This window comes from Pseudomonas azerbaijanorientalis, from assembly GCF_019139795.1.
Classification (GTDB): Bacteria; Pseudomonadota; Gammaproteobacteria; order Pseudomonadales; family Pseudomonadaceae; genus Aquipseudomonas; species Aquipseudomonas laurylsulfatiphila.
Window position 1 is genome coordinate 4,862,727 of sequence record NZ_CP077078.1, and the last position, 12,875, is coordinate 4,875,601.

Below are 12,875 nucleotides of genomic sequence, written 5' to 3' on the forward strand. Positions count from 1 at the left end.
ACAGGCTACTCCCAACTGCGTCTGTTTGCCCTCCCGAGTTCTGCCAATTTTCTTCAAGTGAGCCCCATGAAACGTTTCGTTCTGCTGGACACCACCCCCATTCCTGAAAACGGCGGTGCCCTGTGCCTGTTCGAATATGGCGAGGATTTCGTCATCAAGATCCAGGGTGGCGACGGCGGACAATTGATGAACACGCGCATGCACGGCTCCGAAGACGCCCTGGCCGAGATCCCCTGCCGCAAAGTCGCTGGCCGACCGAATTCACGGGTGCTGATCGGCGGCCTGGGCATGGGATTCACCCTTGCCTCGGCGCTCAAGCACCTGGGCAAGACCGCCGAAGTGGTGGTCGCCGAGCTGGTCCCCGGTGTGGTTGAGTGGAACCGCGGGCCGCTGGGCGAAAAGGCTGGCAACCCGCTGCTCGACCCGCGCACGGTGATTCGCATGGAAGACGTGGCCAAGGTCCTGCAAGCCGAACCCCAGGGCTTCGATGCCATCATGCTCGATGTCGACAATGGCCCCGAAGGCCTGACCCAGAAGGCCAACAGCTGGCTGTACTCCGCCGCCGGCCTGAACGCCTGCGCCAGGGCCATGCGCCCCAAAGGCGTGCTGGCGGTCTGGTCGGCCAGCGCTGATCGGCAATTTTCCGACAAACTGAAGAAAGCCGGCTTCAAGGCCGAGGAAGTGCAGGTCTTCGCCCACGGCAACAAGGGCACCCGCCACACCATCTGGATTGCCGAGAAGCTCAAGGGCTAGGCTAAACTTCACCCTATAACCGTCATCAGTCTTTCTACAAAGGTGAACCCATGAGTTCGTCCACCCCGACCAACACTTCGAAGCTGGATCGCATCCTCGCCGACAACCAGCGCGACAAGGAAATGGGCTACCGCGACAAGGCCCTGAAGATGTACCCGCACGTCTGTGGCCGCTGCGCCCGTGAGTTCTCTGGCAAGCGCCTGAGCGAACTGACCGTGCACCACCGCGACCACAACCACGACAACAACCCGCAGGACGGCTCGAACTGGGAGCTGTTGTGCCTGTACTGCCACGACAACGAACACTCGCGCTATACCGACCAGCAGTATTTCGGCGAAGGCTCGCTGAGCACGCCGAAAATCGCCAAGGCCACGCACAACCCGTTTGCGGCGTTGGCGGGTCTCATGAAAAAAGAAGACTGAAGTACTTCGGTAGCTGAACCGGCCCCTTCGCGAGCAAGCCCGCTCCCACATTGGTTTTGTGTACGACGCAGATCAAATGTGGGAGCGGGCTTGCTCGCGAAGGCGGTCTCAGCCACACCGCCAATCTCCGAACTGACCACTGCCGTCCAATCCCCGTATAATCGCGCTTTTTTCCCGAAAGGCACCCCGCTCGTGGCAGACAAACGGTACAGCTGCATTGGTTTGTATAACCCCAAGTCACCGGAGAACGTCGGTTCGGTGATGCGCGCCGCTGGCTGTTATGGCGTGGCGTCGGTGTTCTACACCGGCAAGCGCTATGAGCGCGCCGCCGACTTCGTCACCGATACCAAGCGCGTGCACTACGACATCCCGCTGATCGGCATCGATGACCTGAAGAAAATCCTGCCGCTCAATTGTGTACCCGTCGCCGTTGAGCTGGTTGAGGGTGCCCGCCCTCTGCCGGAATACACCCACCCGGATCGCGCGCTCTACATCTTCGGTCCGGAAGACGGCTCGCTGGATAAGGAGATTCGCGACTGGTGCGAAGACGTGGTCTACATTCCGACCACCGGTTGCATGAACCTGGCCGCCACGGTCAACGTCGTGCTCTACGATCGCATGTCCAAGGGGCTCAATACCCGCTCCGGACCAAAATTCCGCTGAATCGCCGCACATTCGATTGAACGAGCTGCCCGCCCCGGCGGTCAGCTTGACTAACGATCACTGAAGCCTGGAGACAGATCATGAGCGAACTCAAACGCGTCGAGCGTATCGAATCCACCCCCTTCCAGAGCCCTTCCGAACAGAACGTGCAGGGCTGGGAACGCATCGGCTCCCTGGCCGGCGGCGTGGTGATGGTGGGCAAGGGCCTGCGTCGTGGCGGGATCTTCGGCCTGATCCAGGTGGCCATCGGCGGCGTAGCCCTGGCGCGCGGCATTACCGGCCACAGTTCGGCAAAAAGCCTGCTGGAGAAAGGCCGTCAGGACATGAACAACGTGCGGGCGAAAATCCAGCGCGCCGGTGAGGAACTGAGCCAGTTGAAGGCCAATGCCGAGGCGGCGACCAAAACTGCAACCGTGACGGGTAATGATTCCTTGAAGTCGCCGAAAGCCGGGGTTTGATCCGGATCGTTCGGTGAGGCTGATAGACCTGTCGCGAGCAGGCTCGCTCCCACAGGGTTTTGCGTCAGGGTTCGAGGCCGATGGGGAAAAACTCTCCACCGCTCCACACGCCTAACCAACGCTGGCCGTCGATCTCTCGGCTCACCGCCAGTTCTACCAGTTGATAGAACACATTGCGATGGATCAAGGCTTCAAGATTGCTGCGCACGTGTACGTAAGGGGCTGGCTCCTGCGTGTCGGGATCGATCACTACGCGCAACGGATGCCCGGCACCGGCCTCGGTGGTTTCATCGACGTTGGTGGTAAAGCGCAGCACCTGCGCCTCGCCCTCGCCTTCCACGTCCACCGCAATCGCCACGAACGGCGCATCGTCGACTTTGATGCCGACTTTTTCCACCGGGGTAATCAGGAAATAATCATCGCCGTCGCGGCGAATGATGGTGGAGAACAGCTTGACCATCGGCTTGCGCCCGATCGGTGTGCCCAGGTAATACCAGGTGCCGTCCCGGGCGATGCGCATATCGATGTCGCCGCAGAAATCGGGATTCCACAGGTGCACCGGCGGCAAGCCTTTGGTCTTGGGGATCTGCCCCAGCAAGTCGTTGGCTTTTTGCGGGCCACTCATGGCGTTCTCCTTGAAGTTACTGGTCGCTGAGCCCCAGCAGGCCGCGCGCATATTGCTCCAGCGGCGGGCCCATCAGGTCTTCGGGTTTTTTATCGTGGAACGTCAGTAAACCGCCACGACTCTTGATAGTCGCAGTATCAATCAAATACTGGGTGCTGGTCTCGATCAACATGATCTGAATCATACCGCTGTCGATGCCGAGGCGATCCAGGGCTTCCTGATCCAGCCATTCGTCCGAGTTGCCGATACGGTCGTCCGACTTGGCGAATCGGGTGTACAGCAGATAATGCGCACCGGCGGCACGGGCTTCGCCCATGGCCTGGTCGAGGCCTTCCGGCGTGCGGGCACGGCGGACCATCGGGAAGTATTCGACGAAGCCATCGAACGCGACTTCGGCAATCACGTTGGGCCGTGGATAAACGGCGCTGCCCGGCGGCATGAAAGCGCCCTGGGCGATGTAGACGAACGAATCCGGTTGAATGCGCAGGTTGTTTACGCGACGGCTGTCACTGTGATCGAGCAGCCCCGCATCGCTCATATGGTAGCGAGTCCCTTCGGCCATATCGCTGACGTTCATGCAGCCACCAAGTGCCAAAACGGCCAGCAGCAAAACCAGGCTACGCATCCTATCCTCCAGAGGCCGGTGTCGGAAAACCGGCGAATGGCCGTAGGATGCAGCTTTTGCGCCAGCTCAAGTTGATCGTGCCTGATCAAACGCAATCGCGGACAAGCCACGCTCCCACAGGGTTTACGCACAACCTTGTGGGAGCGTGGCTTGCCCGCGATGAGGCCGGATCAGCCGCCGATAATCTTCATGACGGTCGCGCCGCCGGAGAACGCCACTTCCTGCTTGTCCCCCAAGGCTTTCACCAGGAGTCTCTGCAAGCCCGGCAACGCCTGGTGGCGCGGTTTGTCCAGCAGGTCGCCGATGTAATGGCGATTGCTCGACGACAGACAGCCATGCAACCACCCGGTGGAAGACAAGCGCAGTCGCGAGCAGGTCCGGCAGAACGGCACACTTTCGTTGGCGATCACGCCGAAGTAACCCTGGCCGGGAATTTCATAACGAACCGCCGTTGCATCGACCGGGGCATCGGCCTGCAGATATTCATAGCGCTCGCCGATCAGGCTCAGCAATTGCTGGAGGCTGACGAACTGCTGCAAAAACGCATTGGAGTCGTTGGCCAAGTGGCCCATGCGCATCAGCTCGATGAAGCGCAATTCATAACCGCGCTCCAGGCAGTAGTCGAGCAGCGGCATCACTTGATCAAGGTTCTGCCCGCGCAGCGGCACCATGTTGACCTTGATCTTCATGCCGGCCGCACTGGCCTCGCTCATGCCGTTTAGCACGGTGGCCAGGTCGCCGCCCCGGGCAATGCCGCGGAACGCAGTGGCGTCGAGCGTGTCGAGGGAAACGTTGAGGCGCCGAATGCCGGCGTTCACCAGCAGCGGCAGTTTCTTCGCCAGCAACTGGCCATTGGTGGTCAGACTGATGTCTTCCAGGCCCATCTGCCCGACCGCGGTCATGAAGGCTTCGAGTTTGGGGCTGACCAGCGGCTCGCCGCCAGTAATGCGCAGACGCTCGATCCCTGCCGCTTCAATCAGATAAGCCACGCCGCGTGCCATCGCTTCGGCCGACAATTCATCCTGCGCAGCCACCAGCCGCTTGCCGTTGGGCACGCAGTAGGTACAGGCGTAATTGCAGGCAGAGGTCAGACTGATTCGCAAGTTGCGAAAACGCCTGCCTTGACGGTCAACGATCATGGTCACTCCGGCGGAAGAATATCGGGCCGCTAAAACTTGACTCAGAAATCAAGTTTTAGCAAGTCCTCTACCTGAGTATATTCCTGCGGTACTGCGCCAAGTAGCGAAATCATGGCGCAATAAGGCAACTGAATGGCTCAGCTGCCGGAAGTGTCGGTATCGCGCTTGCGTTTGTTGCCCATGCGCACGCCGATGTCCATCAGGAACTGGAAGAAACCTTCCTGATCTTCCAGCACATTGCTCCAGAACGGCGAGTGATACAGCGCGACGGCGCCGTGCACCAGCGCCCACGACGCGCAGTAGTGGAAGTAAGGTGGCACGTCTTCCAGCTTGCCTTCGCTGATCCGGCCCTTGATCAGCAGGGTCAGGCGTTCGAAGTTCGAGGCACGGATCTTGTGCAGCTCCTCGATCATCTCCGGCACCTGGTTGCCCTTGACCACTTTCTCTTCGAGACGGTCGAACAGGCGATAGCGTTGTGGATCGCGCATGCGGAATTCGAAGTACGCCCGGGACAGGGCTTCCTTGTCCTTGTCGACATCGGCCGAATGCAGCAGTGCGTTCAAATCGCGCTCGTAGTCGAGCATCAGGCGCAGATAGATTTCCGCCTTGGATTTGAAATGCTTGTAGATCGTGCCTTTGCCGATACCGACGGCATCAGCAATCATCTCGACGGTGACACTGTCTTCACCTTGTTCGAGGAACAGCTTTAGCGCGGTATCGAGAATTTCCTGCTCGCGGCGACGAAACTCACGGACCTTACGAGGTTCTTTATGCATAAGAAAAGGTCTGTCGGGGTCAAAATTCGAAGCCGCGTATTATGCCTAACTTACGCAAAAATGCACGGATCATCCGACCATATCTGCGCTTTCCGGTCATTCCGCGCACGATTGCCGGTTGATGAGAACTCTTCCGAAGCGCACGTATTCCAAATTTGTTTAAAAACCCGGGCCGGCAAACTGGACTAGGCGCAATCCTGATCAATACTTGAACTGTCGGCGGGGCATCTCCCCCAAGTGTCACGTCGATATTGGTACCAACGGACCGCGTGCCATTGTTTTACTCCTAATGGTCTTAACCCGGATTCACCCCCCCAGAACCCGGGTTTTTTTTGCCTGCGATTTAACCTTTTACATGTGCCAGCGGGAACAGCTGCTTGAAATTGGCGGTGGTCTGCTCGGCAAACCGCTCGTAGGGTTCACCGCGCAACATTGCCAGAAATTCCGCTACTTCACGCACGTACTGCGGCAGGTTTGGCTTGCCGCGATGGGGAATCGGCGCCAGGTAGGGCGAATCGGTTTCCACCAGCAAGCGGTCGGCCGGCACCTTGCTGGCCACGTCGCGCAACGCATCGGCATTGCGAAAAGTGACAATTCCGGACAAGGAAATGTAATAACCCATGTCCAGCGCAGCCTTCGCCATTTCCCAGTCTTCGGTAAAGCAGTGCAGTACGCCCGCCTGGGGCAGTGCCGCTTCGCGCAGCAAGTCCAGGGTATCGGTGCGGGCCCCACGGGTGTGGATGATCACCGGTTTGCCGGTCTGCTGCGCCGCTTGCAGGTGTAGGCGAAAGGATTCCTGCTGCAACTGCGCCGCTTCCGGCTCGTAGTGGTAATCGAGGCCGGTTTCGCCGATGGCGACCACACGCGGGTGATTGAGCTCCTGCAACAGCCAGTCCAGTGCTGGCGCGGCACCGGGCTGTACATCCAGAGGGTGCACGCCCACCGAGCAGTCGACGTCGTCATAGCGCTCGGCCAGGGCTTTGACGTCGGCCGCGTTGTCCGCGCTGACACCGATACACAGAAAGTGCCCTACCCCGCGCTGCCGGGCGGCATCCAGGGCAGCATCCAGGGAGCCGTCGTGGGCGGCCAGGTCGAGGCGATCGAGGTGACAATGGGAATCTACGAGCATAAAGGGCTGCAACTTACATCGAATGGGTGGGACGGTCGGGTGTACTGATAGATTCTAGGCGCAGGCAGTCATCTTTGGGCAGGCAACGACGCCCATTGCACCAGCAAGGCCTCCAGCAGCAAGGCAGGATTGAGGTTGGCCTTGCTCAAGACTTTCTGTCGCTGGGCGAGAATCCAGTCCTGGATATCGAGGACTTTGCCCTGGGCGCTTTTCTGCGCCAGGTATTGCACAACCTTGCGCATGTCGGCCAGGCCGAGGCCGGCTTCGTCCTGGGTCAACTGATAGCGCAGGATCAGGCTCGACCAGTCGCAGAACCAATCGAACAGGCGCAACATCGGAATGTTTTTCCATTCTTCGGCCAGTTGCGTCGGCGACTGCTGTTGCTTGAGGAGCTTCTTCACCCCTTCCACGACTTGCATGCGCTGCTCACGCACGCCCTGGGCCTGGAGATTGACCGCCGCCAGTGGCGAACCGGCGGCCAGCGTCAGCAACTCGACGCGCTCCTCTTCGGAACATTCCGGCAATGCCTGGGCCAGCCACTTCAAGCTCATGGCCTCGCCCGGCAGCGGACAGGCCTGCTGCACGCAGCGACTCTTGATGGTGGGCAGCAAGCGGCTCGGCTGATGGCTGACCAGCAACAAAACCGTATCGCCGGACGGCTCTTCAAGGCTCTTGAGCAAGGCGTTGGCGGCGTTGATGTTCATCGACTCGACCGGCTCGATCAGCACCACTTTGCGCCCGCCCAACTGCGCGGTCTGCACCACGAAACCGACCAGATCGCGAACCTGATCGACCTTGATCGCCTTGTCGGCTTCTTCCGGTTCAAGGATGTAGTTATCCGGGTGGCTGCCAGCCTTTAGCAGCAGACAGGACTTGCATTCGCCGCAGGCCTCCAGCGCCGTCGGGCGCTGGCACAGCAAGCTGGCCATCAGGCGCTCGGCCAGTGCCCGCTTGCCGATCCCGGCCGGGCCATGCAGCAGGTAGGCGTGCGCATGCTGCGCGCGACCCGCCAGGTGCTGCCAGAGGTTTTCCTGCCACGGATAGGCCTCAGCCACGGCTCAACTCCAGCAGGCGCGGCAACAATGCATCCAGCGATTGCTGAACCTGTGCCAAGGGTTGGGCCGCATCGACCAGCACATAACGCGCCGGATCCGCCTTGGCCCGCTTGAGGAACGCATGGCGTACGGCATCGAAAAAAGTCCGGCCTTCGAGTTCGAAGCGATCCAGGCGGCCACGTGCGCTGGCGCGGGCCAGACCCACCTCGACAGGCAGATCGAAAATCAGTGTCAGGTCCGGGCGCAGATCGCCTTGAACGAAGGTTTCCAGAGCCGCGATGCGCTCAAGCGACAAGCCACGGCCGCCGCCCTGGTAGGCGTAAGTCGAATCGGTAAAACGATCACACAAGACCACGGCACCGCGGGCCAGCGCCGGGCGAATCACTTCAGCCAGGTGCTGGGCACGCGCCGCGAAAACCAACAGCAACTCGGTATCCGGGTTCATGACTTCGTCGACGGGAGCCAACAACACCTCACGGATGCGCTCGGCCAACGGCGTGCCCCCCGGCTCGCGGGTCAGCACCACCTCGATGCCGGCGGCACGCAAGCGCTCGGCCAGGTATTCGCGATTGGTGCTCTTGCCGGCGCCTTCCGGGCCTTCCAGAGTAATAAACAAGCCAGTCACAGGCAGTCCTTAGTCAGAGTCATTGCGGGCTTTTCGGTGCGTTGGCATCGGGTTCCGGTGCTTCAGGAGCTGGCGCAGGATCTTGCGCCGGCACTTGCGGCAACGCCTCGGGAGCCGTGTTTGGTGAGGCGGCCGGGATCGGTGCCAGCTCCTGCGAAGCCCTGGCCTCCTGCGTACCGTTTTGCTCAGCCTCGGTCGGCGCTGTCTCTGGCGTGGCAGTGGGCGCCGGGCTGGAGCGGTAATCGGCGCGACGCTTGAGCTGGAACTCCTTCACGGCATTGTTGTGGGCATCCAGGTCGTCGGAGAACACGTGAGTGCCATCACCACGCGCCACAAAGTAGAGGCTGTTGCCCTCCACCGGATTGAGCGCCGCATGGATGGCTTCGCGACCGACCATGGAAATCGGCGTCGGCGGCAGGCCCGCATTCATGTAGGTGTTATAGGGCGTCGATTCCTTGAGGTGAGCCCGGGTCAGCTTACCGCTGTAGCGGTCGCCGAGGCCGTAGATCACCGTCGGGTCGGTCTGCAGCAGCATGCCCATCGCCATGCGTCGCACAAACACGCCGGCAATCTGCCCGCGCTCCTGCGGCACGCCGGTTTCCTTTTCCACCAGCGAAGCCATGATCAGCGCCTGGTAGGGCTCGGTGTACGGCACATCGGAAGAGCGCTGCTGCCACTCCTTGGCGAGCACTTCGTCGAGGCGGTCGTAGGCGGTTTTCAGCAGTTCGATATCGGACATGCCGCGCACGTAACGATAGGTGTCAGGGAAGAAGCGCCCTTCCGGAAAAATCCCGGTGTGGCCCAGCTTGTCCATGACCTGGCTATCGCTCAAACCGTCGAGGCTATGATCGAGCTTCTCTTCCTTGGCCAGCGCTGCGCGAACCTGGCGGAAATTCCAGCCTTCGACCAGGGTCAGGCTGTACTGAACCATTTCCCCGCGCTTCCACAGGTCGATCAGGCCTTCGACGGTCATGCCCGGCTGCATGCGATACTCACCGCTGTGCAGGGGTTGTTTGCCGAGATTGAAGCGCCAATACACGCGCAGCCAGAAGGCGTCCTTGATGACACCATTGGCTTCGAGTCGGTAGAAGGTGCGGGTCGGCGTGGTGCCCTTGGGCACATCCAGCAATTGTTCCTGGGCAATGTTCAGTGGCTGTACCAGCGCCGAATGAATTTTCCAGGCTGAAGCACCCATCAGCAGCCCTGCCAGAACCACTCCGGTTTCCAGCAGCAGCACGAGTTTACGTCTCACGTATCAAGCATCCAGTAGCACACGGGCAATGGTTTGGAGTTTACGGGTGAGCGGCCCAACCGGCCAGTGAAGAGCAGCATAGGCACGCACCGGCCAGATACCATACACGCTGTTGCAGACAAAGACTTCGTCAGCCCATTGCAGCTGTTCGAGGGGGATATCGGTGATTTGCGTGGGAATTCCCAGCGACCCGGCCTGAAACAATAGTTCGGCACGCATCACGCCGGCCACGCCGCAGCGCTTGAGGTCAGCCGTGATGAGCACACCGTCACGCACCAGGAACAAATTGCTGAACACGCCTTCGATCACGCGCCCGGCCTGATCGAGCATTAAGCCTTCGGCATGCTCGGTGTCCAGCCATTCGGCACGGGCGAGGACTTGTTCAAGTCGATTCAGGTGCTTGAGGCCGGCCAGTAATGGCTGCCTGGACAATCGGGTAGCGCAAGGAAACAGACGAACACCCTGCTCGCCATGCGCGGCAGCATAAGCCACAGGCGGATTGCCTTGCAGAATGCGTCGAGCCTGGGCCGAAGGATCGGGCGCGTAACCGCGCAGACCGTCGCCGCGGGTGAGAATGAGCTTGAGCACCCCGTCACCCAGTAGCGCTGCGTAGGCCAGCAGTTCGCTGCGGATCAATTCCTGATCGGCAGCAAGCGCCAGACGCGAGCAGCCATCCGCCAGACGCGACAGATGCCGCTCCAACAACACAGGCTTGCCGTTGCGCACGGCGATGGTCTCGAACAGACCATCGCCATAAGCCAGGCCGCGATCCTTCAGCGACAAAGCGTCAGCCGGCTGACCGTCGACCCAGCAGTCCATCAGCCTGCGAACCGGCGGAACACCAGCGAGCCGTTGGTGCCGCCAAAACCGAAGGAGTTGGACACGACCACATCGATATCCATGTTACGCGCGGTGTGCGGCACGAAATCGAGGTCGCAGCCTTCATCCGGCTCATCGAGGTTGATGGTCGGCGGCGCTACTTGGCTGTTGATCGCCAGCACGCTGAAGATCGCCTCGACCGCGCCCGCCGCACCCAGCAGGTGGCCGGTCATGGACTTGGTGGAACTGACGGCCAGCTTGTAGGCATGCTCGCCGAACACCGACTTGATCGCATTGACTTCAGCGAGATCGCCGGCGGGAGTCGAGGTGCCGTGGGCGTTGATGTACTGCACTTGATCGCCATTGATCTTCGCATCGCGCAGCGCATTGGTGATGCAGCGGGCAGCACCCGCGCCATCGGCGGGCGGCGAGGTCATGTGGTAGGCATCGCCACTGGTACCGAAGCCGATCAATTCGGCGTAAATGGTCGCACCACGGGCCTTGGCATGTTCCAGCTCTTCCAGAACCAGTGCACCGGCACCATTGGACAGCACGAAGCCGTCGCGGCCCTTGTCCCATGGACGGCTGGCGCGGGTCGGCTCTTCATTGCGGGTCGACAGCGCGCGCGAGGCACCGAAGCCACCCATGCCCAGGCCGCAGGCCGCCATCTCAGCGCCGCCGGCAATCATCACGTCGGCTTCGTCGTACATGATGTTGCGGGCTGCCATGCCAATGCAGTGGGTACCGGTGGTACAGGCCGTGGCGATGGCGTAGTTAGGCCCCTGTGCCCCCAGATGGATCGACAGGAAGCCGGAAATCATATTGATGATCGAGCCTGGCACAAAGAACGGGGAAATCCGTCGTGGACCGGTCTCGTGCAGGGTGCGGCTGGTTTCTTCGATATTGGTCAGTCCACCAATACCCGAGCCCATGGCCACGCCGATACGCTCACGGTTGGCGTCGGTGACTTCCAGACCGGCGTTGCGCACCGCCTGAAAACCTGCGGCCAGACCGTACTGAATGAACAGGTCAAGCTTGCGGGCTTCCTTGACCGACAGGTATTCCTCGACATTGAAGTCCTTTACCGAGCCGCCAAAACGGGTGGAATAGGCAGAAAGGTCGGTGTGTTCGATCAGACCAATGCCACTGCGGCCAGCCAGAATGCCCTGCCAACTGCTCGGCACATCCGTGCCCAGTGGCGACAACATACCCATACCGGTGACTACGACGCGTCTACGCGACACAGCACTCTCCTTTTTTTCAAATGACGACTTTGCATCAGGCCTAAAGAAAAAACCGCACGCCATGATGGCAGTGCGGTTTTTCCATGACAGCGAGCAACGATTACAAACTATTACGCCTGGTGGCTAGTAACGTAGTCGATTGCAGCTTGTACAGTAGTGATCTTCTCGGCTTCTTCGTCAGGGATTTCGGTCTCGAATTCCTCTTCCAGAGCCATCACCAGCTCAACGGTGTCAAGGGAGTCGGCACCCAGGTCTTCAACGAAGGAAGCAGTGTTGACCACTTCTTCTTCTTTAACGCCCAGTTGCTCAGCAACGATTTTCTTGACGCGCTCTTCGATGGTGCTCATACCTTGTTTTCACTCCTAATGGACAAATTCAGGCAGCTGGCCAGTGGGTAAGTGTATAGAAATGCTTTTCAGCTTTTCAACTGAAAGCTTCACTCCTCGAACCCGGTGACCCTCTGCCTATAAATAGATTGCAGCTTTATAACGGATTTTAGACAGCTCGTATGACATTTTTTTGAAGCAATCCGTCACATTTGAATTACATGTACATCCCGCCGTTCACCGGGATTGTAGCTCCGGTAACGTAAGCCGCACCGTCCGACGCAAGAAAAGCGACCACGGACGCGATCTCTTGAGCTTGCCCCAGACGACCCAGCGGAATCTGCGTCTGCAAGGCTTCACGCTGCGCCTCGGGCAGTTCACGGGTCATATCGGTATCGATGAACCCTGGGGCCACCGAGTTTACCGTAATCGCACGCGAACCGACTTCACGCGCCAATGCACGGCTGAAACCTTCCAGACCGGCCTTGGCGGCAGCGTAGTTTACTTGGCCTGCGTTGCCCATGGCACCCACAACCGAACCAATACTGATAATTCGGCCCCAACGGGCTTTGGTCATGCCACGCAAAACACCCTTGGACAGGCGGAACAGACTGTTCAGGTTGGTATCGACAACGTCGTGCCACTCGTCGTCTTTCATGCGCATCATCAGGTTATCGCGGGTGATACCGGCATTGTTGACCAGGATCGCCGGCGCACCGAACTGCTCCTGGATGCTCGCCAGGACCGCCGCCACGGACTCGTCACTGGTGACATTGAGTTCCAGGCCGGTGCCCTGAATACCGTTTTCCTTCAGGGTCGCGGCAATACGCTCGGCACCCGACGCGGAAGTCGCGGTACCGACAACGATGGCGCCCTGACGACCCAGTTCCAGGGCGATAGCCTGGCCGATGCCACGGCTTGCACCGGTGACCAGTGCAACTTTACCTTGCAGACTCATGCAAGC

The 12,875-nt window shown here is 60.0% G+C and carries 16 protein-coding genes; 4 read left to right on the forward strand and 12 right to left on the reverse strand.

From position 1 onward, the window contains the following. Positions 1-66 precede the first annotated feature (66 nt). The 4 genes from KSS91_RS21650 to KSS91_RS21665 all read left to right on the forward strand — a co-directional run bounded on the left by KSS91_RS21650 (position 67) and on the right by KSS91_RS21665 (position 2,296). Positions 67-753 (forward strand): spermidine synthase, encoded by a 687-nt coding sequence (locus KSS91_RS21650; RefSeq protein ID WP_007972413.1) that lies wholly within the window; start codon positions 67-69, stop codon positions 751-753. A gap of 50 nt (positions 754-803) precedes the next feature. Further along, positions 804-1,175 carry a YajD family HNH nuclease gene (locus KSS91_RS21655; RefSeq protein ID WP_007944009.1) on the forward strand — a complete coding sequence of 124 codons (372 nt, stop codon included), beginning with the start codon at positions 804-806 and terminating at the stop codon, positions 1,173-1,175. A gap of 192 nt (positions 1,176-1,367) precedes the next feature. After that, complete coding sequence (locus tag KSS91_RS21660) at positions 1,368-1,838, forward strand: RNA methyltransferase (RefSeq protein WP_007993783.1); 471 nt, start codon at positions 1,368-1,370, stop codon at positions 1,836-1,838. 80 nt (positions 1,839-1,918) lie between these two features. Then, entirely contained in the window at positions 1,919-2,296 is a 378-nt protein-coding gene (locus tag KSS91_RS21665) for a YgaP family membrane protein (protein ID WP_056721330.1), read from the forward strand. 64 nt (positions 2,297-2,360) lie between these two features. On the opposite strand, the gene KSS91_RS21670 is transcribed toward KSS91_RS21665, so the two are convergent. The 12 genes from KSS91_RS21670 to fabG all read right to left on the reverse strand — a co-directional run bounded on the left by KSS91_RS21670 (position 2,361) and on the right by fabG (position 12,869). Next, the gene (locus tag KSS91_RS21670) at positions 2,361-2,921 is read right to left on the reverse strand and encodes a DUF1285 domain-containing protein (protein WP_015096373.1); all 561 of its coding nucleotides are present in this window, start codon (positions 2,919-2,921) and stop codon (positions 2,361-2,363) included. Between the two features lie 16 nt (positions 2,922-2,937). After that, positions 2,938-3,546: a DUF4823 domain-containing protein gene (locus KSS91_RS21675; protein ID WP_015096374.1), complete on the reverse strand. Its 609-nt coding sequence runs from the start codon at positions 3,544-3,546 to the stop codon at positions 2,938-2,940. A gap of 170 nt (positions 3,547-3,716) precedes the next feature. Continuing rightward, positions 3,717-4,685 (reverse strand): GTP 3',8-cyclase MoaA, encoded by a 969-nt coding sequence (locus KSS91_RS21680; protein ID WP_217836068.1) that lies wholly within the window; start codon positions 4,683-4,685, stop codon positions 3,717-3,719. 137 nt (positions 4,686-4,822) lie between these two features. After that, complete coding sequence (locus KSS91_RS21685; protein WP_007977040.1) at positions 4,823-5,461, reverse strand: TetR/AcrR family transcriptional regulator; 639 nt, start codon at positions 5,459-5,461, stop codon at positions 4,823-4,825. Between the two features lie 343 nt (positions 5,462-5,804). Continuing rightward, positions 5,805-6,590 carry a TatD family hydrolase gene (locus tag KSS91_RS21690; RefSeq protein ID WP_217836069.1) on the reverse strand — a complete coding sequence of 262 codons (786 nt, stop codon included), beginning with the start codon at positions 6,588-6,590 and terminating at the stop codon, positions 5,805-5,807. A 68-nt stretch (positions 6,591-6,658) separates the two neighbouring features. Beyond that, on the reverse strand, positions 6,659-7,645 hold the full coding sequence (locus tag KSS91_RS21695) for a DNA polymerase III subunit delta' (protein ID WP_217836070.1): 987 nt from the start codon (positions 7,643-7,645) through the stop codon (positions 6,659-6,661). Next, positions 7,638-8,270 (reverse strand): dTMP kinase, encoded by a 633-nt coding sequence (gene tmk, locus KSS91_RS21700; RefSeq protein ID WP_015096378.1) that lies wholly within the window; start codon positions 8,268-8,270, stop codon positions 7,638-7,640. Before tmk ends, KSS91_RS21695 begins: the two co-directional genes overlap by 8 nt. A gap of 19 nt (positions 8,271-8,289) precedes the next feature. Further along, positions 8,290-9,522: an endolytic transglycosylase MltG gene (mltG, locus tag KSS91_RS21705; RefSeq protein WP_217836071.1), complete on the reverse strand. Its 1,233-nt coding sequence runs from the start codon at positions 9,520-9,522 to the stop codon at positions 8,290-8,292. A 3-nt stretch (positions 9,523-9,525) separates the two neighbouring features. Beyond that, positions 9,526-10,341, reverse strand: a complete 816-nt coding sequence (gene pabC, locus KSS91_RS21710; RefSeq protein ID WP_217836072.1) for an aminodeoxychorismate lyase — start codon at positions 10,339-10,341, stop codon at positions 9,526-9,528. Then, positions 10,341-11,585: a beta-ketoacyl-ACP synthase II gene (gene fabF / locus KSS91_RS21715; RefSeq protein ID WP_217836073.1), complete on the reverse strand. Its 1,245-nt coding sequence runs from the start codon at positions 11,583-11,585 to the stop codon at positions 10,341-10,343. Before fabF ends, pabC begins: the two co-directional genes overlap by 1 nt. A gap of 110 nt (positions 11,586-11,695) precedes the next feature. After that, positions 11,696-11,932 (reverse strand): acyl carrier protein, encoded by a 237-nt coding sequence (gene acpP, locus KSS91_RS21720; RefSeq protein WP_003175607.1) that lies wholly within the window; start codon positions 11,930-11,932, stop codon positions 11,696-11,698. A gap of 196 nt (positions 11,933-12,128) precedes the next feature. Then, positions 12,129-12,869 (reverse strand): 3-oxoacyl-ACP reductase FabG, encoded by a 741-nt coding sequence (gene fabG, locus KSS91_RS21725; RefSeq protein WP_007977052.1) that lies wholly within the window; start codon positions 12,867-12,869, stop codon positions 12,129-12,131. Between the last annotated feature and the right edge of the window lie 6 nt (positions 12,870-12,875).

Coding starts and splice junctions, on each gene's coding strand:
- KSS91_RS21650 (WP_007972413.1), top strand. CDS start 67: ATGAAACGTTTCGTTCTGCTGGACACCACCCCCATTCCTGAAAACGGC.
- KSS91_RS21655 (WP_007944009.1), top strand. CDS start 804: ATGAGTTCGTCCACCCCGACCAACACTTCGAAGCTGGATCGCATCCTC.
- KSS91_RS21665 (WP_056721330.1), top strand. CDS start 1,919: ATGAGCGAACTCAAACGCGTCGAGCGTATCGAATCCACCCCCTTCCAG.
- KSS91_RS21670 (WP_015096373.1), bottom strand. CDS start 2,921: ATGAGTGGCCCGCAAAAAGCCAACGACTTGCTGGGGCAGATCCCCAAG.
- KSS91_RS21675 (WP_015096374.1), bottom strand. CDS start 3,546: ATGCGTAGCCTGGTTTTGCTGCTGGCCGTTTTGGCACTTGGTGGCTGC.
- KSS91_RS21680 (WP_217836068.1), bottom strand. CDS start 4,685: ATGATCGTTGACCGTCAAGGCAGGCGTTTTCGCAACTTGCGAATCAGT.
- KSS91_RS21685 (WP_007977040.1), bottom strand. CDS start 5,461: ATGCATAAAGAACCTCGTAAGGTCCGTGAGTTTCGTCGCCGCGAGCAG.
- KSS91_RS21690 (WP_217836069.1), bottom strand. CDS start 6,590: ATGCTCGTAGATTCCCATTGTCACCTCGATCGCCTCGACCTGGCCGCC.
- pabC (WP_217836072.1), bottom strand. CDS start 10,341: ATGGACTGCTGGGTCGACGGTCAGCCGGCTGACGCTTTGTCGCTGAAG.
- acpP (WP_003175607.1), bottom strand. CDS start 11,932: ATGAGCACCATCGAAGAGCGCGTCAAGAAAATCGTTGCTGAGCAACTG.
- fabG (WP_007977052.1), bottom strand. CDS start 12,869: ATGAGTCTGCAAGGTAAAGTTGCACTGGTCACCGGTGCAAGCCGTGGC.